The 22,728-nt window shown below is 69.7% G+C and carries 22 protein-coding genes and 2 tRNA genes; 13 read left to right on the forward strand and 11 right to left on the reverse strand.

Annotation, left to right across the window (positions count from 1 at the left end; translation table 11 throughout):
* Position 1: 1 nt before the first annotated feature.
* Positions 2-1,414, reverse strand: coding sequence for an alkyl sulfatase dimerization domain-containing protein (locus ACZ4NT_RS04750; protein ID WP_467723408.1), 1,413 nt, complete (start codon positions 1,412-1,414; stop codon positions 2-4).
* 165 nt (positions 1,415-1,579) lie between these two features.
* Between ACZ4NT_RS04750 and ACZ4NT_RS04755 the strand changes: the two genes are divergently transcribed.
* Positions 1,580-2,818, forward strand: coding sequence for a PucR family transcriptional regulator (locus ACZ4NT_RS04755; RefSeq protein ID WP_467723410.1), 1,239 nt, complete (start codon positions 1,580-1,582; stop codon positions 2,816-2,818).
* Positions 2,819-3,112: 294 nt separating this feature from the next.
* On the opposite strand, the gene ACZ4NT_RS04760 is transcribed toward ACZ4NT_RS04755, so the two are convergent.
* The gene (locus ACZ4NT_RS04760; RefSeq protein WP_121408791.1) at positions 3,113-3,418 is read right to left on the reverse strand and encodes a cupin domain-containing protein; all 306 of its coding nucleotides are present in this window, start codon (positions 3,416-3,418) and stop codon (positions 3,113-3,115) included.
* Positions 3,419-3,777: 359 nt separating this feature from the next.
* Here ACZ4NT_RS04760 and ACZ4NT_RS04765 point away from each other — a divergent pair, with 359 nt between their 5' ends.
* On the forward strand, positions 3,778-4,410 hold the full coding sequence (locus tag ACZ4NT_RS04765; protein ID WP_467723413.1) for a DUF2461 family protein: 633 nt from the start codon (positions 3,778-3,780) through the stop codon (positions 4,408-4,410).
* Between the two features lie 144 nt (positions 4,411-4,554).
* On the opposite strand, the gene ACZ4NT_RS04770 is transcribed toward ACZ4NT_RS04765, so the two are convergent.
* Complete coding sequence (locus tag ACZ4NT_RS04770) at positions 4,555-5,634, reverse strand: hypothetical protein (protein WP_467723415.1); 1,080 nt, start codon at positions 5,632-5,634, stop codon at positions 4,555-4,557.
* A 172-nt stretch (positions 5,635-5,806) separates the two neighbouring features.
* On the opposite strand from ACZ4NT_RS04770, the gene ACZ4NT_RS04775 reads away from it, so the two are divergent.
* Complete coding sequence (locus ACZ4NT_RS04775) at positions 5,807-6,409, forward strand: SMI1/KNR4 family protein (RefSeq protein ID WP_467723417.1); 603 nt, start codon at positions 5,807-5,809, stop codon at positions 6,407-6,409.
* A gap of 123 nt (positions 6,410-6,532) precedes the next feature.
* On the opposite strand, the gene sigJ is transcribed toward ACZ4NT_RS04775, so the two are convergent.
* Positions 6,533-7,492 (reverse strand): RNA polymerase sigma factor SigJ, encoded by a 960-nt coding sequence (sigJ, locus tag ACZ4NT_RS04780; RefSeq protein WP_467723419.1) that lies wholly within the window; start codon positions 7,490-7,492, stop codon positions 6,533-6,535.
* Between the two features lie 96 nt (positions 7,493-7,588).
* Here sigJ and ACZ4NT_RS04785 point away from each other — a divergent pair, with 96 nt between their 5' ends.
* Together ACZ4NT_RS04785 and ACZ4NT_RS04790 are read left to right on the forward strand one after the other, a co-directional pair.
* Positions 7,589-7,969: a hypothetical protein gene (locus tag ACZ4NT_RS04785; RefSeq protein ID WP_467723421.1), complete on the forward strand. Its 381-nt coding sequence runs from the start codon at positions 7,589-7,591 to the stop codon at positions 7,967-7,969.
* A gap of 634 nt (positions 7,970-8,603) precedes the next feature.
* Positions 8,604-9,257, forward strand: coding sequence for a hypothetical protein (locus ACZ4NT_RS04790; RefSeq protein WP_467723423.1), 654 nt, complete (start codon positions 8,604-8,606; stop codon positions 9,255-9,257).
* Positions 9,258-9,800: 543 nt separating this feature from the next.
* Here the strand turns inward: ACZ4NT_RS04790 and ACZ4NT_RS04795 are convergent.
* A complete protein-coding gene (locus tag ACZ4NT_RS04795) occupies positions 9,801-10,394 on the reverse strand; it encodes a CGNR zinc finger domain-containing protein (RefSeq protein ID WP_467723425.1) in 594 nt (197 codons plus the stop codon).
* Positions 10,395-10,485: 91 nt separating this feature from the next.
* On the opposite strand from ACZ4NT_RS04795, the gene ACZ4NT_RS04800 reads away from it, so the two are divergent.
* From ACZ4NT_RS04800 to ACZ4NT_RS04810, 3 genes are all read left to right on the forward strand, one after another.
* The gene (locus tag ACZ4NT_RS04800; RefSeq protein ID WP_467723427.1) at positions 10,486-11,280 is read left to right on the forward strand and encodes an MBL fold metallo-hydrolase; all 795 of its coding nucleotides are present in this window, start codon (positions 10,486-10,488) and stop codon (positions 11,278-11,280) included.
* 136 nt (positions 11,281-11,416) lie between these two features.
* Positions 11,417-11,947, forward strand: coding sequence for a DUF6584 family protein (locus ACZ4NT_RS04805; RefSeq protein ID WP_467723429.1), 531 nt, complete (start codon positions 11,417-11,419; stop codon positions 11,945-11,947).
* Between the two features lie 182 nt (positions 11,948-12,129).
* A complete protein-coding gene (locus tag ACZ4NT_RS04810; RefSeq protein WP_467723431.1) occupies positions 12,130-12,450 on the forward strand; it encodes a hypothetical protein in 321 nt (106 codons plus the stop codon).
* A 73-nt stretch (positions 12,451-12,523) separates the two neighbouring features.
* Here ACZ4NT_RS04810 and ACZ4NT_RS04815 read toward each other — a convergent pair whose 3' ends face one another.
* Together ACZ4NT_RS04815 and ACZ4NT_RS04820 are read right to left on the reverse strand one after the other, a co-directional pair.
* Entirely contained in the window at positions 12,524-13,507 is a 984-nt protein-coding gene (locus ACZ4NT_RS04815; protein WP_467723433.1) for a tetratricopeptide repeat protein, read from the reverse strand.
* 270 nt (positions 13,508-13,777) lie between these two features.
* Complete coding sequence (locus tag ACZ4NT_RS04820; RefSeq protein ID WP_467723435.1) at positions 13,778-14,023, reverse strand: hypothetical protein; 246 nt, start codon at positions 14,021-14,023, stop codon at positions 13,778-13,780.
* A gap of 414 nt (positions 14,024-14,437) precedes the next feature.
* On the opposite strand from ACZ4NT_RS04820, the gene ACZ4NT_RS04825 reads away from it, so the two are divergent.
* The 5 genes from ACZ4NT_RS04825 (at position 14,438) to ACZ4NT_RS04845 (ending at position 18,869) form a co-directional block, all read left to right on the forward strand.
* Positions 14,438-14,998 (forward strand): CchlQ, encoded by a 561-nt coding sequence (locus ACZ4NT_RS04825; RefSeq protein WP_467723437.1) that lies wholly within the window; start codon positions 14,438-14,440, stop codon positions 14,996-14,998.
* A gap of 127 nt (positions 14,999-15,125) precedes the next feature.
* On the forward strand, positions 15,126-16,343 hold the full coding sequence (locus ACZ4NT_RS04830) for a DUF6236 family protein (RefSeq protein ID WP_467723439.1): 1,218 nt from the start codon (positions 15,126-15,128) through the stop codon (positions 16,341-16,343).
* A gap of 192 nt (positions 16,344-16,535) precedes the next feature.
* Positions 16,536-16,889, forward strand: a complete 354-nt coding sequence (locus ACZ4NT_RS04835; RefSeq protein ID WP_467723441.1) for a DUF7878 domain-containing protein — start codon at positions 16,536-16,538, stop codon at positions 16,887-16,889.
* Positions 16,890-16,931: 42 nt separating this feature from the next.
* Positions 16,932-17,699 (forward strand): transposase, encoded by a 768-nt coding sequence (locus ACZ4NT_RS04840; RefSeq protein WP_467723443.1) that lies wholly within the window; start codon positions 16,932-16,934, stop codon positions 17,697-17,699.
* Positions 17,700-18,335: 636 nt separating this feature from the next.
* The gene (locus ACZ4NT_RS04845) at positions 18,336-18,869 is read left to right on the forward strand and encodes a 2'-5' RNA ligase family protein (RefSeq protein ID WP_467723445.1); all 534 of its coding nucleotides are present in this window, start codon (positions 18,336-18,338) and stop codon (positions 18,867-18,869) included.
* A gap of 259 nt (positions 18,870-19,128) precedes the next feature.
* Here the strand turns inward: ACZ4NT_RS04845 and ACZ4NT_RS04850 are convergent, their stop codons facing one another.
* From ACZ4NT_RS04850 to ACZ4NT_RS04865, 4 genes are all read right to left on the reverse strand, one after another.
* Positions 19,129-21,450 (reverse strand): hypothetical protein, encoded by a 2,322-nt coding sequence (locus ACZ4NT_RS04850; RefSeq protein ID WP_467723447.1) that lies wholly within the window; start codon positions 21,448-21,450, stop codon positions 19,129-19,131.
* A 3-nt stretch (positions 21,451-21,453) separates the two neighbouring features.
* A tRNA-Pro gene (locus tag ACZ4NT_RS04855) sits at positions 21,454-21,525 on the reverse strand.
* A gap of 5 nt (positions 21,526-21,530) precedes the next feature.
* Positions 21,531-21,603 (reverse strand) — tRNA-Arg (locus ACZ4NT_RS04860).
* A gap of 216 nt (positions 21,604-21,819) precedes the next feature.
* A complete protein-coding gene (locus tag ACZ4NT_RS04865) occupies positions 21,820-22,431 on the reverse strand; it encodes a hypothetical protein (RefSeq protein ID WP_467723449.1) in 612 nt (203 codons plus the stop codon).
* Positions 22,432-22,728 lie beyond the last annotated feature (297 nt).

A 22,728-nucleotide genomic window follows, 5' to 3' on the forward strand; every position in this document is an offset into this window, starting at 1 on the left:
GTCACACCCCATGCCGCGTGCTGTCGTCGACGGATGTGCCGCATTCGCAGCTGTCGTCGTCGATGACGCCCACGCTGATGGCGCCAGCTGCCCGTCGCCGGCCCTCGTCGCTGCGCGTCAGCTCGGTGACGACATCGGTGCCCTCAGCGATGGCGGCGGATTCGGCAGACGCCCAGTTGAAGACGCCGCGCGCCATCGTCGACGTCTCCCGCTCGGCCCGGCGGGCGAAGACCTCGGCCCGGACCCGGGCGACCTCCCGGTCCCCCGGCGCGGCCAGCGCGGCGGTCTCGGCGAGGTGCGCCGCCAGGCGCAGCTCCCCGCGTCGAAGCAGCTGCTCGGCCCGTCCCGCCAGTACTCCGGCGCCGCCCGCCGCGTCGGCGAGCTCACCTGCCAGTGCTGCCTCGGGGGCGGGCTTGAGATGCGCCGGGTTCTGGTCGTACCAGCCGCCCCACAGCCGCCAGAGGTTCCGTACGACGAACTCCGGTTCGTCGTACGCCGGGTGAAGGTAGGGCTTCTCCATGAGACCCGGCGGGACCTTCACACCGTGCAGCACCTCGTCGAGGCGTGCGCCGGCGTTCATCAGGTCCCGTGTCTGCGTGACCAGAGATTCCAGCAGTTGTGCCGTGTCACCGAGCGCCTGCCGGATGCGGTCGGAGCCGACGATCGGAACACCGTGCCCCGGCAGCAGCACCTCGGCATCAAGCTCCTGCATGTCGCGCAGCGCCCGCGCCCACTCCACCGGATAGCGCTGCACCTTCTGCGGGTTGCCGGCGTTCGGCGAATTCCAGATGAACAGGTCACCGGTGCACAGGGTCCGCAGTTCCGGGATCCACACGTAGGTGTGGTCGTCCGTCTCTCCGCGAGCGTGCACCAGCTCGAAGGTTAGCTCTCCCCGGCGCACGGTGAGCCGGTCCCGGTAGGACGTGTCGGGGTAGCGGTACTCCGTCGGCCATTGCAGGGACGGAACGCCGAACTGACGCCGGTTGATCCACGTGTTGTAACCGGCGGTCTCCCGGTAACGGTCGAAGCGCGCCGCCACCGCCTCATGTGCGAAAACCTCGGGGCGCTCCGACCCGACGTCGGCCGCCTCCGCGTCGAAAGGCGCCATGCCGAAGACGTGATCCACATGGCCGTGCGTGTACACGACCGCCCTCACCGGATCCGCCGAATACTGGCGCACGGACACGTGCAGCTGCGACGCCGTACGGAAGTCGCCCGAGTCGACCAGGACCAGACCATCACCCGTGTCGAACACCGCCACGTTGGCGAAAGCCGGGAAGAACCGGGTCCGTTCGGCGATCGCCACGAGATCACCGCTCGCGAATTCACCCCGGAAGTGGGCCAGCAGCGTCTCCTCGCCGGACCAGACCCGGTCCGCGTACGTCATGTAGCCGCTGGAATTGTGTTCTGTCATAGCTCCCGGCTCCTAGCCATCTTCCCTTGACCGCCGCACTGTCCCCCCGTGACAGCCCGCTGATGTGCGTAGAGTCTGCGCCGGAGGCGTGCGGGGGAACATCCGTCGTCTTCACAGTCGACAGCGACGGACCCTGTGATCTGTCACAGGGCGGAAGGAGAACCGGTGCCGAGCGACCCGCTGCCCGAGCGCCGCACGGCGTATCCCACGATGTCTCCAGCCGCGCAGGCTCTGGCCGCGCGCTGCGAGAGCCGGGTCAACGAACTCGCCCGCAGCATGGCACGCGACGCGTTCGAACGACTGCCGGGCTACGCCGAACTTCCCAGCGATGTGAAGGATGTAGAGGTCGCCGCGACGGTCCGCAACGGCCTGCGCCTCTTTCTGCGCCGCGTACGCGACCCTCAGGGGCGTGCCGGTGACTACAGCCTCTTCCGTGAGCGTGCTGCCCAGCGTGCCGAGGAAGGCATGCCCCTGCACACGCTCCTGCGCAGCCACTCCACAGCCGTCTACGTCCTTTGGCAGGCACTGCGAGACGAGGCCACCAGCGGAGAGGAAGGCGCGCTCATCGAACTCGTCGACTTCCTTCTGCGCGGCCACGAAGCCGTCATCGGCGCCGTGGCAGAGACCTACCTCCTCGAGCAGGCCACGCTGTCGGCTGAACGCCGCGAGCACCACCGCGCCTTGGTGCGCGGCCTGCTGGACGGCTCGCTGTCTCGGCAACGCGCCGTCGACGAGCTGGGCCTCAACGGCCCCTGTCTCGTCATTCACCTGCAACTGCCGCAGGATGAGGGGCATCCCGCCACCACTGTCGCCGGCCGACGGCTGGTCCGCCGCATCCAGTCCGCGGTCGACCGCAGCCTGGACAGCGGCGCTGTGTCACTGCTCGACGTCGACGGAGGCCATGTGATCACGCCGCAGCGGGCCGACGACCCGGACGGCCTCCGTGCCTGCGAGGAACTCTGTACCTCGCTGAGGAAGGTATGCGGGAACGCCGTCAGACTGGCCGTGGTCAACGCTGCCACAGTTCAGGACGTGCCGGCTGCCGCCCGCACCGCCGGCAACATCGTCCGCATCGCGCGCGCCTGCGGCCGACCGCCGGGACTCCATGCGATGGACGACATCATGCTGGAGTACCACCTCTCCCAGCGCGACGAGAGCAGCGACCGCATCGCCGCTCTCCTCAGTCCCATCGAGGACCGTCCCGACCTCCTCGACACCTTGCGCGTCCACATCGAACGCCGACACGACCGCCGCAACACCGCTCGCCACCTCGGCCTCCACCCCAACACCGTGGACAACCGACTCGCCAGAATCACTGAGCTCACCGGCCTCGACATCGCCTCCCCCCGCGGAAATGCCCTGGCACTCGCCGCCCTCCTGCTGCGAGACCAGAAGACCGGGTGAGACCGAGGTAGGGGGCAGAACCACGAAGACACCGACGCTCGCCCGACGGTCAAAGACACGCCATCTGGCGGGCATCGATGTTTATGAGACACATGTCAGCCCGGAAAACCTTGGCTACGGGGGCCGGGCCGGCGCAGCTCTGCGGAGAGGGTGTCGGCGGGCTGGAGGCCGGCGTGGGGGTGGAGTTTCGCTCCGGCCGTGCTGTCCGTGAAGGATCCGCTGCGGCACCGCGGTGTGGGCGGGGCGGGTGTCAGTGCGGGGGAGGGGCGGCAGCCAAGGCAGCCTGAAGAGCCCTTACTCCTCCGGTAGTTCCACGATCACCAACGTGCCCCGGCTCCCGGGTCGGACCGAGTGTGCGGCTCCCGCCGCCACCATGAACAGCTCACCCGCTCGCACCGACACCGGCATGCCATCCACCTCTAGCTCCAGTTGGCCATCGAGGACCAGGAGCGCCTCGGCGGCCCTGTGGCTCTCTTCCTTGACCGGCAGCCCATCCATGCGCAGCACCTTCACGCAGGCCGCCCCCACCAGGCCCAGGCTGTGAGAACTCCAGGCTGCCGGGAGACCGGCTGCCGTCTCCGCAAGGTTGACCGCACTCATGGCACACCCCTCTTTACGAGCCCGTAGGTCATGCCGAACGGGCCCGTACATGAAGATCAATGAATGCCTTGAACGCTACCTGACCAGGGAAAACAACTGGTCGACCGTTTGGTAAAGCCTGCCGGAGGACAGGGACCGAAGAGGCCCATCCCTCTCTGCGTTGGAGGCCAGGAGCAGGGCACGACCTCAGCTTGTATATTCCGTGGCTGCGGCGCGGCCGCCACCTTCGACCTGGACGACGGCAGCGTCTTCCGTATCTGCGTGGTCTGAAGCGCACACCGAGATCCCCCGCGTGGCCGTCCGGGAGATGCGCATGCGGGCGCTCCGTTCCGCGTAGCTCACTGGGCTAACCTGTCCGCATGCGTGGACAGTTCACCGGCTGGCCGGAGCAGGCCATGGACGTGTTGTGGCAGCTCCAGGGGGAACCGACTCACGCGACCCGCGAGCGCTGTCGCGCGGACCGCGAACGTCTGGTCCGGCAGCCGATGATCGACCTGCTCAACGAGGTCGCGGACAACGACCCCCGATACGAGGACTTCTCCGTCTGGCACTACCGCACCGGCTCCTGGTGGTGGCAGAACCAGAGCGCGGTGATCCGGCTCGGCCGCAAGGTCGAGATCGGCCTCCGGTTCTCCCTGGACGGACTGCGGATCCAAGGCGCCTGGTGGTACCCCGACCCCGGCCAGGTGGACATGTTCCGCAAAGCCGTGGCCGCCGAGGGGAGCGGCCTCGAATTGTCCGCCATCGTCGAGGACGTGCAAAAGAAGGGCTACGACATCTCCGGGGACGTGATGAAACGCCCCCCGCGCGGCTACCCGACCAACCACTCCCGTACGGACCTGCTGCGCCACCGTTCGCTGATCGCCGCCCGTCCCCTCGGCTGCGGGGAGTGGCTGCACACCCCCGAGGCAGTCGACCGGGTCCTCTCGGCCGCCGCCGACCTGGACGCCCTGCTGATGTGGCTGGTCCGCCACGTCAAGCCCGCCGGCTGACATCACGAGGGTTGGCGCGGCACGGGAGAAATCACATCCGTGCCGCCAAACCTGGTGGGGACCCAGTTCACTGGACGAGGACGCCGACCTCCGGACACCGGGACGGAACCGGCCCAGCGGTGGTGGCGGCCGGGCCGCAGGGCGTCAGCGGTGCATCCAGATCTTGCCGGTGGTGTCCTCGTCGTAAGCGTCGCAGCACACGCCTGTGGCCAGGACTTGGGATGTTGTGGGGATGGCAGCGAGGCCGGTGATCGTATGGTCGGAGGCGACTTGTTCGCTCGTCCAGTTCCGGCCGTCGTAGTGGAAGACCCGCGCTTCGGATGTGGAGGTGAAGATCCCGCCGTGCCCGTCGGTGGCGGCATGGGCGAACTCATCGCCGACGCTCGAGTCGACCACGCTCACCCACCTGTGCCCGTCCCAGCGCACGGCGATGGGCCCGGTCACCGCCTCCACTCGGCCCGTGCGGCCGACCGCCCAGAGCTGCGTCGGCGACTGAGCAGTGAGCCCATTCAGCTCTCCACTCGGCGCTGCGACCGCGGGCGGCAGTGGCACCGTGCGCCAACTCCCGCCGTCCCAATGCAGGGTTACCGGTTTGCCCCGATCCCCACCGACGGCCCAGACGTCCTGAGGCGACAGCGCATGGAGGGCGCGCACGCACACCGTCGCCGGCAGGGCGACGGCCGACCAGCCCGCGGCGGTACGGTGCCGGAGGAACGAACGGCATGTGCCGTTGCCGCCCTGCCGCCGGCCCGCCACCCACACGTCGCCCGGTCCCGCGACGGTTGCCGCATCCACTTCAAAGTTGGGCTCGTGCCAGGCGGACGTCCACTGACTGCCGTTCCAGTGCGCCCCACTGGCCTCCTGGGCTCCGCCGTCGCCGGAAGGCTGCGCGCGTCCGAAGACCCACACGTCGTCCGGCCCCGATGCCGCCACGACGCGCAGGCCTCCCAGGCCGAGCTGCTCGGGTACCTTGGCCTTGGCCCACGTCCCGCGATTCCATCGCATGACGACCGGTCCGGTCCCCTCGTCTCCCACCGCCCACGCGTCGTGCGCCCCGGTGGCCACCACACCGTTCAGGGTCCCGGGGTTGTCGGTGTGGCCTGCCGGCCGCCACGGCTCGGAGCCGGCCGTCCCGCTCGGACGCGGGCTCCTGGCCGCCGCACGCGTCCCGCCGTCGGCCGCCCCACAACCGCCGACGGTCAGCGTCAGGACGGTGCTGAGCACAGCAACCGCATAACGACGCACTGGCCACCCCCTCTTCACCCACCGCCAGACGCTGGATCGTACGAGAAGGGAACCCGGGCCCGCCAGGGCCGACATCCCATCGGCCCCGCACCGGTGCCATCGGAGCAATACCCGGGTGCCCTCGGGTGCTGGTCCGCGCCAGCGTGCGGTGGTGATCACCAGTGAGGGCGCACGTATGGGTGCGGACGCCGCACGTCGTCTGGCGGAGACGGGTCTTCATGAGTTCGAGGCGGGGCTGACGGACGACGAGTTCCTGCGTATCGAGAGCGACTACGGCTTCGAGTTCGCGGATGATCACCGAGCCTTCCTTGCCGCCGGCCTGCCGGTCAACGTTCCTCCCGAGGAGGGGCAGACCTGGTCCAGGCCCTGGCCGGAGTGGCGGGGTGGCGACTTGGACTGCTTGCACAGGCAGCTGCGCTGGCCGGTCGAGGGGGTTCTCCTTGCCGTTGAGCACAACGGGTTCTGGTACGAGGGCTGGGGCGAGACTCCGCGTGAGGGGGCGGCGGCACTGGACGCGGCGCGGCGTCACCTGGCGCAGGTGCCGGTGCTGGTGCCTGTGTACGCCCACCGGTACCTGCCTGCCGGGCGGGGCGGCTTCGGGCATCCGGTGCTCTCGATGTGGCAGACAGACATCATCTATTACGGGCTGGATCTCATCGACTACGTGCACCTGGAGTTCGACGAGGCGCGGGGTGAGGTCGACGAAAGCTGGAATCCGCGAGCGACGGTGCCCTTCTGGCGGGACTTTCTCTGACTTCCCCACGTACACCGGCGCTGGCGGCGAGGGCTCCGCCAGCGCTCGGACCCGCTTGGACGCCTCGGGCGTCTCAGACCCACCCCAGGTGCACGTCGGCGGTCCAGGCGGAACAGAACAGTCCTACGACCGGCCGGACCTGTCCTGGTCCTCCGGCGCCCAGGGCCGCAGTTTCTCCGGGTTGCGGATCGCCCAGATACGGGTGACGCGCCCGTCGGAGACGTCGAACGCGGCCACGGTCATGACGACACCGGACCGCTGGGCCACCAGGCCCGGTACACCGTTGACCGACCGTTGCAGGAGTTCGAGTCCGGGAGCCCTGTCGGCGATGGCGACCATGTACTCGGCGATGCGCGCGCCACCCTCGACCGGGCGCAGGACGGTGCCGACCATGCCGCCGCCGTCGGCGGTCATGACGGCGGCGGGGTCGAGAAGACCGACCAGCGTTGCGATGTCCTTGCTCTCCCAGGCCTCCTTGACGTGCCTCACTACGTCGGCCCGACCGGTCCCCGGCCCCGGAGCGCTTGCGGGGTTCACCCGCCGCCGGGCCGAGGCCGCGAGCTGCTTGCAGGCCGCGGGGGTCCGGCCGAGCACGTCGGCGATCTCCGCGAACGGGTACCGGAAGACGTCGTGCAGGACGAACGCCACCCGTTCGACGGGTGTCATCGACTCCAGGACGACGAGGAAGGCCATGGTCACCGACTCGTCCAGGACGATCTGGTCGGCGGGGTCCGTGGGGCCCGTGGGGCCCGTTGGCCCGGGCCCGGCGGGACCGCTGCCCGCGTCGGCCCACTCGGTGCGGTCGGGCAGCGGCTCGGGCAGCCACGCGCCGACATAGCGTTCACGGCGGGCCCGTGCCGAGCCGAGCAGATCCAGACAGATGCGGCCGGTCACCGTCGTCAGCCAGGCGCCGGGGGACAGGATCTCCTCCTGCCGGCTCCGGGGTAGCGCGTACCAGCGTGCGTAGGCGTCCTGCACGGCGTCCTCGGCCTCGGTCACGGAACCGAGCAACCGGTACGCCACGTTGATCAGTTGACGTCGCTCGCCGGCTATCGCGTCCGTGCCGCCCCCGACAGTCCCCATGCTTCTGGCCCCCGCCTTACCTTTCGCAGCCCTGTGTCGTCGGGCTGGTGAGACCTTATCGATCTGCTGCCCCAGGGCGGAAAAGGGGACTGTGACATGGCCACTCAGGTGACGGCGACGACGACGGCAAACGCGCGGCGCGGCCTCTCGTTCCTGCGGATCGCGATCGCCCTGCAAACCCTGACCATCTTCCTCCAGGCGGTTTCCGCCGGACTGCTGCTGACCTCGTCCTACGGAGCGACGCTGCACGATGTCGGTGCCCGAGTGATGTACGGGGCGTCGATGCTGTACCTGCTCGCCGCCGTGCTGGCGTGGAAGCCGGGCGGTGGCCCGGCCCGGCCCGTCGGGCACGCGTCGGGGTTCCTCGTGCTGGCCTCGGTCCAGGTCGTGCTCGGCATCGCGCACGTCCCGTCGGTCCATCTCCCCTTGGGGGTGCTGATGTTCGGCCTGAGCGTGCTGGCGCTGGCCCGGCGCTGAGGCCCGGAACGGGGCTTTGCGGGTTCTGCCCCTCCCGGTGGCCGTCGCCAGCCTCGGCCCGTGCTCCTGGAGGACCCGTACCGTTTCCGCGATTGCCGGCGGGCCGGCGGCGCCTCTGCGCCAGTGGGCGTGAGCCGGCATACCGGCATCGGGTGGAGGGGAACCTCGATGACACCTCGGGGCCCCGGCCGAGGCGGGGGACGAGGGCGACGCGGAGGCGGGCGGCGACCAAGTCGACGAGGGTGTGGACAGGTTGGGCCAGTAGACTGCGCCGTGGCGCGACACGACACCCACAGTAAGTGGCCGAAGAACGGGGAGCGGTGTGGCTACGGGGGGATGGGGGCCGGGCAACGGCCCGGGGCAACCCGGCGGCAACGGACCAGGAGGCCAGGGCGGCTGGGGTGACCCCTACGGACCACCGCAGACCGGTCCGTACGGTCCGCCACCACCGAATCCGGGCCCGTACCCGAACCAGCCTTCGTACCCCTACGGCCGCCAGCCAACGAGGCCCGCCGTCCGGCGCTCCCGCGGCTGCCTGTCATACGTCTCCCTTTTCGGGCTGGTCTCCGCGATCCTGCGCTCCGCGCATCGCGTCGCGATAAGGCTCTTCGCGCAGGAGGGTGAAGGCCGGATCGTGGACCGTGTCGTGGACCGCGTCCAGCTGGCCCGCACTGTGCTCGGTGCTGCCGCCACCATCGCTCTGGTCCTTGCCTACAACGTGGATCGGAACCGTTGGGAGGACGCGGCCTGGGGCGGCGTCGCCAACCTCATCATCGCTCCGTTCGTGCTGCTGATCGCCGGGCCTTTGGTCATCCTCGGATTCATCTACTACGCGCCCCCGCACCTGCGATCGAGTCTGCGTTCCCGGCTGCGCGCTCCGCTCAAGGCGGTCGGCTGGTATGTGCTGACGTTGGTCGTCATCGGCGGAATCCTCGTTCTCACGGCCCAGATCGACGACCGTGACGGAAAGAGCTGGTGGGAGTACCTACTGGCCGTCGCTGCGCTCGTGGTCATCGTGTGGGGTTTCCCGTTCTTCTTCATGGCGTCGCTGTACTCGGCCCGCAGCGCCTTCAACAGCGCTCAGGTCCACCCGATGCTGCCGCCCGTCCTCACCCTGGCGCTGGTGTGGGTGTTCGCGGTCTTCAACCTGATCGGCGACGGCATGCCGGGGGGCCCACCCGTCGTCCAGTTCTGCTCCATGCTGGGCGGGCCGCTGTCCGTAACGGCCGTCTCGCTGTGGGAGTTGCGGCGGATGAGGACCCGTTACGGCGTCACCCTGCGCGCCTGATCCGGCTTCGGTGGCCCCGTTCGTGGGTGCCGCATCGGCCTTCGGTAGCGGGTGAGGGTTCGCCGTCCGCGCCCCTGGGTCATTGAGGGGCCCACGTGACAAACGTGGGGCCAGGAGCCGAGTGGGGCAGGCGGCTCGCATCCATCCTGTGTGTTCGCCCGTTGTCGGCCCTCAGTTGGACTGAGTTGCGGGTGGCGCGGGAGGCGTCGATGAGGCCTGCGTTGCCGGGGCCGCCGGTTTCACGCCGAGCGAGGCTCAGCTGAAGGGCTGACGGGACGGCAGCATCACCCGTGCCGCGCCACGCTGGTGAGGAGTGAGCCAGGCCCTCGCATCGTGCGGCGTGAGAACACTGCCAGCAGCGTGACCACCAGCCTCGACCGCAGCGGCTGCGGCGCCCGGCTCAAGGGCCCCCGATCAACCGGTCGCAGGTCGCCCGGCCTTGCCGGCAGGCAGTGGTGCGGACCTTCGGGAAGGTCGTCCGATCCGGGCTCACGATCGAGGAGACGCGGCTGGAGCCGGCGCGGGGTCGGCGATGCGGCGTTGTCAGTCCGTCGCGGTGCGGCGGGCGTAGGCGCGGGCGGCGCGGGCGCGGTCGCCGCAGCGGGTGGAGCACCAGTGGCGGCGGCCGTGCTTGAGCAGGAAGCGGTTGCAGGGCGGGGAGGCGCAGGCGGTCAGGCGCGCGGAATCCAGTGAGGTCAGCAGGTCGGCGGCGTCGGCGGCCATGACCGCCAGAGCGTGCTCGACGATGGCGGTGGTGGGGTGGGGTGTGGCGCGGTAGGGCCCGCTCTTGTCGTCCCACAGCAGCAGAGGTGCCGTAGGGACCCGGGTCATGGCGTCGTTGACGGCTGTGACGGCGGCTGGCAGGGCGGGCTCCCCGGCGGCTCGTGAGGCCAGTAGCGACCTCACGTGTTCGCGCAGCGAGCGCAGTTGTGTCGCGCATACCTCTGCCAGGCCGGCATGGGGCGGGGCGAGGTCGTGCTGGGCCAGCCACCGCTCGGCCCGTGCCGGGGTGCCCAGGAAGTCGGCCGTGTGCCCGCCGGGCAGCGCGACAGCGCTGTTGGCCAGGGCCAGGGAGGGGTGCTCCGCCTCGCCCGGCGCCGACGGCAGGGCGGCTTCGTCCATCACGAGCTCTTCCATGCTTCTCATGGTACGGCTTGCTTTCATCCGTGAGGCACGCGTACAGTCGCCTCACGGTTAAAATTCAATCTATCCGTGAGGAAGTCTCTTCGTGTCTTCTCCGATTCCGCAGGTCTCCGCGTTCCCCGTCCGCGTGTTCGGCGGCCCGACCGCCCTCTTCGAATACGGCGGCCTGCGCTTTCTCACCGACCCGACCTTCGACGGCCCCGGCGACCACCAGGCGCCGGCCGTGGTGTTGACGAAGACGGCGGCGGCTCACGGCAGCCCGGCCGATCTCGGCCGCGTCGATGTAGTCCTGCTCTCGCACGACGAGCACGCCGACAACCTCGACACCTCCGGCCGGGCCCTGCTCGCCCACATCCCGCTGACGCTCACCACCCCCGGCGCAGAGAAGCGTCTCGGGAAGGGGGCCACCGGCCTCGCCGACTGGCAGTCGGTCGAGCTCGAGCGCCGGGACGGCGGACCCGGCACGGTCGCCGTGACCGGCGTGCCCGCCATCCACGGCCCCGGCCCACGTGAGGAGGTCGAGCCGATTACCGGACAGGTCGTCGGGTTCGTCCTGACCGGCGAGGGTCTGCCGACCGTCTATGTCAGCGGCGACAACGCCTCCCTCGACGCGGTCACGGACATCGCCGAACGTTTCTCCCCGGTCGACACGGCGCTTCTCTTCGCCGGAGCTCCCCGCTTCCCCGATGTTTTCGACGGTGAGGTGCTCGTCCTGGACAGCGCCCAGGCCGCCCAGGCTGCGAAGATCCTCGACGCGGGCCGCGTGGTCCCTGTCCATTACGACAGCTGGGCCCACTTCACGGAGGGCCGCGACGAGCTCCTTGCCGCATTCGCGGCCGCCGGTCTCACCCACCGCATCGACTTCGGTGTCCGCGGCTGACGCCGTCCAGGCCTTGGGTTGTCCGGTGAGAGCAGGTGTTCCACCTCGGTGAGGTTCAGCCGATGCCGTTGAGAGCGGCAAGAGCTGAGCAACAACCAGGTCGACGTAGATCACTGCGGTACCCGATCATGTGTTCATGCCTCTGAGAGAGACCCTTGTCCGAGTCGATGCAGATCTGGCCGCCGGCCGTGTTCCCGTCGCGCGTCAGCGCTTGCGCGGTCTCGTCTCATCGTTCCCGCACGACCTGACGCTCCGTCGGCGCCTGGCCGAGGTGTACCGGCTCTACGGCGATGCCGCCGAGGCCGGACGCTGGATGTACCTCGAAGAGGACCGCACCGCCGACGAGAGCGCCGCCTTCGAGGCGCGGTACGGGTCTCCCGGGTGGCGGATGAAGGCCCTCGCCTGGCGCGGCCCTGAGGCGATGGCTGCCACCTCCTTCGCGGAGAAGCAGCTGGTCGCAGTCCGGACGGCCTGTGCCGAGGAGTTGGGACATCCCGTCGACTGGGACGACCCCGCCTCCTACCGGGACAGCCTCGAGGACAAGTATGAGGAGGTGCCCTCCGGACCGTGGACGCTCGGTGGTGTGCTGGCGGGTGTCGGTTGCCTGGTGGGGACCCTTGCGTTCCTCGCGATCTGGGTAAATGGAGTCGTTGCCCTCTTCGACTGACCTACAGGTCGGCGGGGCCCGGTGGGGCACCTACCCGTCCTCGGTGAAGGTGAAGGTGAAGGTGAAGGTGAAGGTGAAGGTGTAGGTCATCATCGACGCCGTCACCAATTTGCTGCACGTATGCCTTCACCTGCGGCAAACCCGCCTTGCTCAGGTCGCCCACAGCAGTCGATCATTCACGGGTGAGACCCGAAGTTCAGTTCTTCGTCGCCGACGGACCTCTGCCCGACTGGGATGCCGACGAGGAGGAGATCGACCGGCGAAGCGCACAACTCGCCATCATTGCCGCGCCTGTCACGCCCGACGAGGCGCATGCTTTGGCTGCCTGCTCCGGTCCCGACGACTGCTACGGCGTCGCGTGGACACTGGTGCACCTGATCGAGACCAGCCCCGGGCCGGTACCGCCGGTGACGCCTCCCGGCACCGGTTCCGACGAATGGCATCACGTGCTCTGGAACCGGTGGGGAAACCACGCACTCATCGATGAGGACTTGACGCGTTAGGCACTCTCCGGCGGATCACGTGACCAGGTGCCCGAAGGCCCTCCCGACGGGCACCGGTTGGCACGGCAGCCCTTCAGCTCTCTCGGAGGCGGTGGGCCTCGGCAACGAGGTTCCGCGGCAGCTTCGGCCCTGCACATGCGTAGTCGATCAGCAGGTTCCGGTAGGTGGTGTTCGCGAGCTCTGGCGCCAGGGCGATCAGGGCACTCAGGTCTTCGGGCGATCCGGAAAGGCGTGTGCGGTAGGCGGCGCCCGCCGCGCGCAGGGAGACTTCGTGAGGCTCGTATTCCAGGCCCTGTTCGACGAGGCCCGCGGCTGCGGCGAAGTCGCCCTGCTCGGCACGCACGTCCGCCAAGTCCAGGTGGAGGGACCAGTTGGCGGGGTCCAGGAGCAAGGCGCGTTCGAAGGCCGCAGCAGCTTGATCCAAGTCGCCCATCACGCGCCAGGTGCTCGCTCGCGCGACTGCGGTCCACATGACCGGGTCGACAGCATCGGCACGGTCGCACAGAGCGAAGGACAGCTCGTACCGGCCGCAGGCCCGAGGCAGCCGGGCCATGGCGGCCAGCGACTCCGGTACGGGATTCCGTTCGGATACCACGTCGAGTGCATGGAACCAGGGCGCGAACCGCTCCCGCATCTCGTCGCTGTCCAGGTCGTGACCGTAGTCCAACGTCCGCAGACACCCCTCGGCCAGCGCTTCGGCACTCACCGCGCCGAGGAAGCGCGCATCGCCGAACCAGGGTGCGGCGCCCCATGCCACGTCGGGCCGCACACCCGTGACCGAACCAAGGGCCATGACCGCGTCGTCCATGTCCCCATCAAGGAAGAACAAGTACGCCTGCGCCAGCACAGCGCTCAAGGAGCCGTCCTCTTCGAGGCTCTCCTTCAGTTCCGAGCGTCGGTCCCTCCACAGATCGGCGAGTGCCGCATAGGGCTCCGGAGCCGCCGGTGCCGAGGCTATTGCTCCCACCAGAAGCTCCACGGCGCCCACCAGGCTTCCGCCGCAGTGCGCCATCACACCAGCGAGACTGACTCCCGCCGCCACCGACTGATTCGACATCGCCAGAGGATACCTGTGTCCAGCCGCTGCGCCGCAGCTGGTGGTGCTCGCGGGCCACCTCGAAGGCTTAGATCATCTCCAGCTCACTTTTCCCGGCCCGATCGTTGTCCGATGTGAGCGAGCCGCGGAGTTCCGACGCGGGTGCCCCATGCATCAACCGCCAGGTCTGCTCGGTCACGGCTCGACCACCCCGGCCCGCTGCGTCGGGACGGCATCAGAAGACGCTCCTTGACATCGAAGGCCTACGGCGCCGCCGCCGGATCGGCCTGCCTAGGCGGCGCCGGTCTCCGCGTCCTGCTCCGGGAGACGGGGCTTCCGTGCCAGGCTCATGAAGCCGACGCCCAGCATCGTGAGGGCACCCCCGTACTGAGCATCCGCCCACAGGATGGTCAGGAAGCCGGCGCACACCGCGAGCGCGGCCGCCCCCCACCACCGCGGCCGGGCCAGCTTCCCGAGGTTCAGGACGGACACCGGGACGCGCCCGGCGACCAACGCCCAGACCCCCAACGCAATCAACCCGCCAACACAGACGGTCAGAACGACCTTCATCACGAACACTGACTTTCCCCCACACTCGGCGACCGCACAACGATAGCGGCGCCCGAGCGGAGGCGAGCACCCTTACTGCGGCCCGGCACGAACACTCCGTCCGGCCCTCGAGTTCGACGAAATGTTGGACGTGTGGACGGTGACGGCGCTGATCGATGCGGACATCCAGAGGGAGGAGCTGTCCGCGGCCACCGCCACGGACCGGGAAACGCTGGACGCGGGGAGGACATCGCGGTAGGTCGGATGTCGTTCGTCCGGATGTTCCGGGAGGCTGATCACAGCATTCGCCACGATCACGGTCGGCGCGAGTCGTGGGGCATGATCTGCGGGGTGGGGCGGTATGGGGGCGGGCTGTGTGGAATACCGGCGGGGGGATGCGGTATGGAGTGGGGAACGCTGGTCGCGACCTTGGGTGGTGGTCTGATCGCGATTACGGGCACGGTGTTGGCGGACCGTCTGCGTACTCGTCAGGAGCACCGTCGCAGTCTGCAGGCGCGCCGTCGGGACGTCTATACGGAGTTCATCGCGGCGGCGGGCGCCGCACACACGGAACTGCGTCGCCTTGCGCAGTACGGTGCCGGGGCGGCCGATTTGGAGGAGGCGAGCCGCTTGGCGCTGACGGACGCCCGTATTTATGAGGTGCGTGAGCGTCTCTTCCTCGACGCCACTGCCCGGATTGCGAGCGCGGGCCAGACCATGTTCGAACGCCTTCGCGCTCTTCGGGGGGTGGTCGCTGCGGGCGCCGGGATCTCGACTCCTGCGTTCCACGACATCTACCACCCCTATCTGGATGCTGTTTGGGCCTACCGCGAGGCCGTCCGAAGCGAGTTGGAGGGCCATGTCCTCACTCCGGCCGACTTCGGCTGGTCGGTGTGGGACGGCCGCGAGCGCTGCGCGCACTGCGGGCAGCGCGAGGCGGACACAGCACCCGAGCGGCATTGATCGCGCCCCTCATCAAGGACGGGAACCGGACCGGCTGACCGTGAGATGCGGGTTCGCTGTGTCCGGGAAGGGGATCTTGAGTACGGTCGGTGCTGGAGGTCTTGCAGTAGACGCCCGAGGGGGAGCGGTGGCACCGCGTATCGGTCTGTACTTTCCGTACGTTCATATCCGGGACGCCGCGTGGGTCAAGGCCACCGCGCTGTACTGGCCGGCGCTGGCGCGCGTCGCCGCGGCCGGGTATCCAGTCCACGACTCCGACACCGTCCGCGCTCTGGCGGACGGACTCGACTTCATCCAGCAATTGCCTCCGGGCCCGGCAGCCGAAGCGGTCGCCCCGCACTTCATCAACGTCATCCGCGAACATCACACCGAACTGCACCGCTACTTCGGCGTGTCCCCTGAGGACATCGACGAGAGCGACCCGAGCGATCCGCAGTGGCGGGCGGTGAACCGTTACGGTGCGCCGGGGGAGATCTGGCGGCCGCGTGCTGAGCGGACGTCCCTGGTCGAGGTGCACTGGGAGGAGATCGCTCCTGGTTTGCGCCAGGTGCTGCTCGATGCTCGGCTGGGTCTGAACACCCGCCGCCCCACCCTCTTGTCCGGTGACGAGGACTACGACTGGATGTCGGTGGACCCGAAGCTCGCCTGGGTCTACAAGATGGCGCTGACGGAAGAGCTGGCCCGGCGGCACGGACTGACGCCGATCACCGACAATTCGGCTTCCCAGCAGCAGGTGCACGACTGGGACGAGGCGCGAATTGTCGCGGAGCTGCTCGATCACCACCCGCACGACGCCAGGCCGGTGTCCGTGATCGGCATGCTGACCGCACAGCTGCCGCTGCCCGCGGGTATCGCCGACGTACCCGTCGACGACATCATCAAGCTGCGCACCGACTACCGGCCCGAGTTCGACCGCTTCGTCGATGCTCTCGACGCGGCCGCCGCTGAACTGACCGGCTCCCTCCTGGAAGAACAGGATCCGCAGATCGTCGCCCTCCACGTGGCGCATGTCCGCCGGACGCACTTCGAGCAGCCGCTCAACGACCTCAAGGCCGCGATCAAAGGGCTCAAGCTCGGCACGGGACTGGGGTTGGTGAACCTGCAGACGCAACTGCCCGCCCTGGGAGCCATCGGCGGCGCGGCAGCGCAGTGGCCGGCCGTCACAGCCACATCGATCGCCTTCGGCCTCGTCGGCCTCCACCACGTCACGGCGAAAGAACGCGACCGGATCCGCTCGGACTCGCCCGTCACCTACCTGCTGCAGGCCGAGAAGGTGGCCGCCCCGCCCGCCTTCATCAAACGATGGACGACCGCAGGTGCCCGCGGTCTCGGCATCAACATCTAAGGGCTGTCCCGCAAATGGTGCGCCCAGTGGGGCGGCTGGCATGACTTGGTACGGTTGTCCGTATTTGGATGGCCTGGACGTGTAGTGGGCCTCGGATTTCATGGAGGCCGAGCGGTGCGGTTCGTCTGCCGGAACTTTGGACTGTCGGATCTGCCGCGGCGCGGTCTCACCCCGTGCGAGGCTCCCCTGGAGGTGCTTCTCCTCGACATCGAGGCAGAGCTGTCCATTTGGGAAGAGGGGAAGCTGGTGTGGTCCGAGGAGGCGTTCCCCGTGGCCGAGCTGGCGTACCACCTGGCGCTCTGGCTCCAGAGCCCGGCCGCCGGTCAGGAGGGTTTCGAGCTCGACTCGATGCAGGCGGACGCGGGACTGATTCGCATCGTGGGGTCCAACGAGGGCTGGCGGATTGGCTCCGGCTTCACGCCCGACTCCTGGACCTCGCCCGTCGCCTGGGATGTTCTCGTGGCGGAGATCAAGCAGTTCGACCGTGCCGTACGTGAGGGTGTCGCTGCGATGGGTATCGAGCCGCCCTTCATCCCCGAGGTCTGACAGCTCGTCCGCCCGGTCGGGGCGGGGTGGAATGATCATGATGTGGCTGGTGTGATCACGGCCTCAGAGCCGGCTTGGATAGGCCCGTTCACCGGGCTGAGCCCGCGCCGGTTCGCCAGGTTGGTGACCGCGCTGCGGCGCGACGGAGCAGACGCGATCCGTAAGGGGCGACCGTGGGGTCTTCCGCTGGAGGACCGAGCGTTGTTGATCGCGGTGTACTGGCGCACGAACTTGACGATGCGCCAGCTTGCCCCGCTGTTCGGGGTCTCGAAGTCGGCGGCAGACCGCATCATCGACCACCTCGGCCCGATGCTCGCGCTCCCGCCCCGCAAGCGGCTCCGCAAGGACACCGTACTCATCGTGGACGGCACCCTGGTGCCCACCCGGGACCACACAGTGGCCGAGCAGTCCAAGAATTACCGGTACTCCACCAATCACCAGGTCGTCATCGACGCCGACACCCGGCTCGTCGTCCTGGTCGGCCGGCCCCTGCCCGGCAACCGTAATGACTGCAAGGCATGGGAGGAATCCGGTGCCAAGGCCGCCATCGGCACCACCATGACGATCACCGACGGGGGCTACCCGGGCACCGGACTCGTAATGCCCCACCGGCGCCGCAAAGGCGAGGACCTGCCCGACTGGAAGCAGGCTCACAACAAGTCCCACAAGCAAGTCCGGGCCCGCGTCGAGCACGTCTTCGCCCGCATGAAGACCTGGAAGATCCTGCGTGACTGCCGTCTCAGGGGAGACGGCGTCCATCACGCCATGAGTGGCATTGCCCCCCTGCACAACCTTGCCCTCGCCGGATAGACGAATGGGCCGAACCCGGACGGCCTCGCCCCGAACCCACCCCAAGATCAGTTACGGGACAAGCCTTAGCAACCTCTCTTACGGTTTTGTTGGTTCAGTCCTCGGACCTGCCGCGTTTCGACAACCGGTCCGTCTGCGCTTCACTCCGACGTGCGCAGATGCCGGACGGCGTCGGCACGGATCAACCGCGGGCCTGGCAGGTTGCCGTAGCGCGCGCGAGCGATCTGAGTGGGGGAGAGGCCGACTGCGTCCACGGCGGCGTGATGGGTACGGGCGAAGTGGGCTGCGTGCGCCCGTACCGCATCCCGGGTCGAGCACGCGCAGGCCCGTCAGGTCGCCCAGGGCGGCGTCCCCCGGCCCTGTCCCCGCAGGGCCCCAGGCGATCTCGTCCACCTCGGGCAGGGGCGTGGACCGATCGAGGTGGTGCGCCCCGTAGTTGTGCCACATCGGGGCGTTGACCTGCTCGGCATCGGCGGTACCGGGCGCGTCGGGTGCAGTCATCGTGTCCCCTTCTCGAGTTCGTCACCGAGCCGGATCAACCCCGGGTCGCGCACCTCGGCGGGCGCAGTCGTCTCCTTGCACGGCGCCGGGCGCTGGGCGATGGGCGGAGGTGGGGATGGCCGGTAGGCTGCGGTGGTGCGAACGGTCGAGCTTCTGTTGGACGAGGCGGCGGACCTGGCGGTCCGGGAGGCTTGGCGGCGTCTGGCGGACGCGGGGCTGCCCAGCCAGGCGCGCCATCGCTCACCGTCGAACAGCCCGCACCTCACACTGGCCACCTGCCCGGAGTTGACCGCGCCGATCCGGTGGGAGCTCGCCGAGGTGGCCGCCGAACTGCCGCTGCCGGTGCGCTTCGCCGGCGTGGAGCGTTTCGAGCGGCCCACCTCAGTGCTGGCTTGGGCGTTGGACTGCGACCTCCCGCTGACCGCTCTGCAGCGCCGGGTGTGGGAGGCGGTCGCCTCGGACAGCCCGCCCGAGAGCCTGAATCCCTTTCACGCCCCGGGGCGGTGGAGCCCGCACGTCACTCTCGGCCGGACGCGGCGCGCCGGTGCCTTCGCCGGTCGGCGGGTGCCCGAACTGCTGCCGCTACCGCCGCTGTCGGCCCAGCTCACCACTCTGCGCAGCTATGACACCGAGACGGGCGTCGTGGAGGTGCTGGAGCCCCGCCCCTGAAAGGTGCTGTCCCAGTCCCGGCGTGGGTGGCGGATCTCGCCGTGCCGGGCGTGCACCTGCCTGTTGACAATGACTGGGGGCGTCCGCCGGCACACGTCGTCGTCGCCGTCCTCGACGGAGGAACTGGAGGACACCTTGCCCACCGCCACACCGCTCCTCGGCCGGTTCGCCGGGTCCGGTCGCCCATGCACCGCTTCCTCGGCTCAGGGAGACGGCCGTCGCGGCTGCGTGTGAAAGAGCGGCCCCTGCCCCCGCGGGATCAGCCCGTCGATGCCGGGTCCGGACGCAGCCAGTGTCCGTCCGTGGTCCAGCCGAGGAGCAGGCGCCCGGCGCCCTCGTCCGCCGTACCGCCCTCGGAGACCTGGCGCAGGCCGGTCAGGGCGGGGGCGAGCCGTCCCGCCACGTGGCGAGGGTGCCGGGCCAGCTCCTCCGGCAGCGAGGCCAGGAAGCGATCCCGCTCGTCGGTGCTGCACAGGGACAGGTGGAACACCATCTGGCGCCAGGCATAGGCCACGTCCTTGATGGTGCTGAGCGGACGCGGGTTGCCGTGCACGCGGCCGGTCAGACGGCACACGGTGACGAAGCAGCGGCGGGCCAGGTCCATCCACCCGACGTCCGGCTCGATGCCGACCCGGTGGACGAGGGTGGCCAGGTTGTGCGTGGTGAGGATCTGCGCCTGCTCGATCACCTTGCCGTTCGCGGCCACGGATCCGGTTGCCCGCCGCGCCCCGGACGAGCAGGCCTCCGCCCGCTCGACGCACAGTTTCGCGAACCCGGGCGAGGTCCTGGCCCCGTACGACGTCGTCAGTGTCTCGCCGGCCTCGACGATCGCCACGTTCCGGATGGCCCGGTAGTCGATGGCGTAGTAACGCTCGTAGAGCGAGCCGCCGCCCAGCAGTTCCGCCGCGACCCGGGCGGCGGCGAGGAACTTCGGGCTGAACGTGCCCATGAAGATGTCCGCGGCCAGCTCCTCGACCAGGGGAGCGCCCAGCTCGGTCTGGCGGGCCAGCAGGGACAGCTCACGGATCAGCGGATTGGGCAGGATCGTGCCAGGGAAGGCCTGGACGGCCAGCTCACCGAGCTGCCGCAGCGCGACGGCCGACACGGCACCCGCTGCCCCCTCCACGCGCTGCCCGGCCACGGCCCGTACCCACGGCAATTCCTCCGCGCGCACCTGGTGCTGCAGGTTGAGCAGCAGCAGCGAACGGCGGCCCGCGAACGCCCGGTGATGGGCGGCCGCAAGCGTACGCAGGGCCGGGTCGGGATAGGCCTGCGCGGTGGCGGCGGCGACGAGTTGCGGTACGAGCTCGGCCAGCACCTCCGCGGAGGGTACGACTCCGCGTTCCACAAGGGTGCTCAACGGCGCGCTCAGCGCGGACTCGACTGGTCGCCGGACGCCGGCCGGAATCACCGCACCCGCGGGCAGACCCGTTTCCCGTGCCTCGTCCTCGCTCACCTGGGCGACGAGCGGCGCGACCTCGGCGACGCCCGCCTGTTGGTCGAGTCCGGAGATCCGCCGCAGCACCAGCTGGGCCAGCGCATGGTGTGAGGGCAGTGCCGCCTGCGCGGCCTGCTCCCGGCGCAGTGCGGTGAGCCGTGCGGAGCCGGGCAACCCGCGCCGCCGCACCATGGACGTGACCGCGTGCCGCAGCAGGCCGAGCCGGCGCGCGTCCAGTTCCCGTCGAGCGACGACCTCTTCCAACGCGCCACGGAGGATGCCCAGGTTTCCCTTCCGATCCCGGTGTTTGGTGCAGTAGGTATGGCGTTCGCTCAAGTCGCGGTAACGGCGCAGCAGTTCGGCACCGTGCTCATGCCAGGCGGCGTCGGGGGTACGGGTCAGGACCCGGAGCGGCTGTCCGGCGTCGGCGGTCTCCAGCCAGTGGGCGAGAAGGTCGTCGCCGAACGGCTGCCAGACGGCCAGCGCCTCTCGCTGTGTCTCCACCGCATCCTTGGTCCGCCGTCGTGCCAGGCTTTCACCGGCCTCGGCGACGGTCCGCCGGTGCACCGCACCGGCGTCGGGCGCCTCACGGGTGGAAGGGCGGGGCGTGAACCGCAGCCGTCCGGCGAACGGGGCGAGTTCCTCGACGAGTCCGATCGCCGCGTCCGTCTCTCCGGCCCGGACCAGCCAGGCCACCGTGAGCAGGGCGGCCTCCTCGGGGACGGTCACCTCGTACCGTCCGCTGTCCAGGAGTTCGTGGAGCCGTGCCAGCCCGTCCTCGGACAGCCAGTACGCGAAGAGCGCCTGGCGGTCCTGCGGCACCCCGGCGCGGCGCGCGGCGTCGGTCTCGTACTGCGTCATGGGGCCGCCGGCGCCGGGCGCGCCGGTGGCGAAGCCGCCCCGGAGCACCTCGGGTGTCACCCACGCGGGCATGTCGCGGACCGGTGTGCGGGAGCCGATGGTGAGCAGGCCGTTCGCCATGCCCGCCAGCACGGACCGCCACGCACGCTGCCGTTCCCCGGCGCGTCGGCGGGTGTCGGGGTCGTCGTGGGTGAGCGCGGTGGTGAGCGCCCTGGCCAATTGGCCGGAGACGTAAGCCGGGTTGGCCTCTGCGTTGTGCTGCTGGTCAGCGTCGTCGTTCATAAGCCGACGTGGCGGGTGCCGCCCCCGCCCCCTCCGGGTCCCGAGCCCGGTGCTCCGCTGCTGAGCTACACGTCGATGAGCCGACGTGGCAGGTTCCGCCCCTGCGCCCTCCGGGTGAGAAGCCCGGTGCTCTGGCTACTGAGCTACACGTCGATGAGATCCGACAGTAGGCGCTGAACGTTCCTGTGGACAACCGGATTTCACCCCGGGCAGGCCCGTGTGCCCTCGCCACGAGAGTGTGGCCGCAGTCCTGTGCGCTCGTGTCCGTGATGTGCAAGCACCGCCGCAGCTCCGGTGATGAGCAGTCCTGCGATCTCCGGCCCGGAGTCCGGCGCCGCCAGGCCCGGCGACACGGGCGCCGGCACCCCGTCACCTCTCCTCTGAACGCAGTTCGTCGAAGGGGGTGCCCGACGCCCAGCGCACCAGGGCGGTGCCGTCGAGGAGGCAGGTGTCTCCCTGGCGTCGCGCCCACTGAATGTCACGGGCACGGAAGGTGCCCCGGTGCACCACCAGGTGGACCAGGCGGTCCGGTTCCGTCCGCCGGGTGCGAGGAGGCGGCGGGTCCTCGTCCGGCAGCGGTTCGGCCACCGGGCGGAAAGCCACGTGCAGTTCGCGGCCGTCGGCCCGGCTCGCGTACAGGCGCGGTCGTTCCGGCTCGGCCAGCAGCCGCACGCGCCAGCCGTCCCGGCGCAGCATCCGGGCGACCGCCAGCGCGAGTTCCTGGGTGTCGAGTGCGAACAGCTCTCGCGCGGTGTAGTGGCCCTTGCGGCGGCGGGCGCCCGGACGCAGGCGCCGGCCCACGATGGATACGGCCAGCAACAGGACCGCGACCGCGGCGAGCGGCACGACGACTCCCGCGGCCCGGTACCCCACAGCGAGGGCGGCGACCACGGAGCTGAGGGTCAACACCGTCCCTGTGAGGGCGGGAAGCACGTCGCGGAAGGCGGGTCCGGCCAGGCCCTGAGCGCGCAGTCGGCGCACGACGTGACGGGTGCGTGGCCGGCGCGAGGGAGGGGCGTCGGACGTCCACGAAAGGCGTGCCACAGTGCCGGCCTCCCCGCTCCCGCGCCCACAGACGCACAAGGCATACCCCCGTGCGGTGCCGAACTCCCTTACAGGGGTGAGGAATCGGCCATCCGCGTCCGGCGCACAGGGGTGTGCGGAGGCGCGCAACGGGGGTGAAGGGCGTGATGCCGTTTCCCTCGCCCGTGTGCCGTGTCAACCCGTGGTTCACCACGGTGTCACCGCGGGTTTCGTTCGGACCCTCCCCGTGTTCTC

It is taken from the genome of Streptomyces sp. NPDC026417, from assembly GCF_055567695.1.

Bases quoted from the DNA above. Each gene is read 5' to 3' on its own strand.
- ACZ4NT_RS04825 (WP_467723437.1), top strand. From the start codon at position 14,438: ATGGAGTGGGGAACGCTGGTCGCGACCTTGGGTGGTGGTCTGATCGCG.
- ACZ4NT_RS04750 (WP_467723408.1), bottom strand. From the start codon at position 1,414: ATGACAGAACACAATTCCAGCGGCTACATGACGTACGCGGACCGGGTC.
- ACZ4NT_RS04805 (WP_467723429.1), top strand. From the start codon at position 11,417: ATGCCTCTGAGAGAGACCCTTGTCCGAGTCGATGCAGATCTGGCCGCC.
- ACZ4NT_RS04760 (WP_121408791.1), bottom strand. From the start codon at position 3,418: ATGAGTGCGGTCAACCTTGCGGAGACGGCAGCCGGTCTCCCGGCAGCC.
- ACZ4NT_RS04850 (WP_467723447.1), bottom strand. From the start codon at position 21,450: ATGAACGACGACGCTGACCAGCAGCACAACGCAGAGGCCAACCCGGCT.
- ACZ4NT_RS04795 (WP_467723425.1), bottom strand. From the start codon at position 10,394: ATGGAAGAGCTCGTGATGGACGAAGCCGCCCTGCCGTCGGCGCCGGGC.
- ACZ4NT_RS04765 (WP_467723413.1), top strand. From the start codon at position 3,778: ATGCGTGGACAGTTCACCGGCTGGCCGGAGCAGGCCATGGACGTGTTG.
- sigJ (WP_467723419.1), bottom strand. From the start codon at position 7,492: ATGGGGACTGTCGGGGGCGGCACGGACGCGATAGCCGGCGAGCGACGT.
- ACZ4NT_RS04815 (WP_467723433.1), bottom strand. From the start codon at position 13,507: ATGTCGAATCAGTCGGTGGCGGCGGGAGTCAGTCTCGCTGGTGTGATG.
- ACZ4NT_RS04785 (WP_467723421.1), top strand. From the start codon at position 7,589: ATGGCCACTCAGGTGACGGCGACGACGACGGCAAACGCGCGGCGCGGC.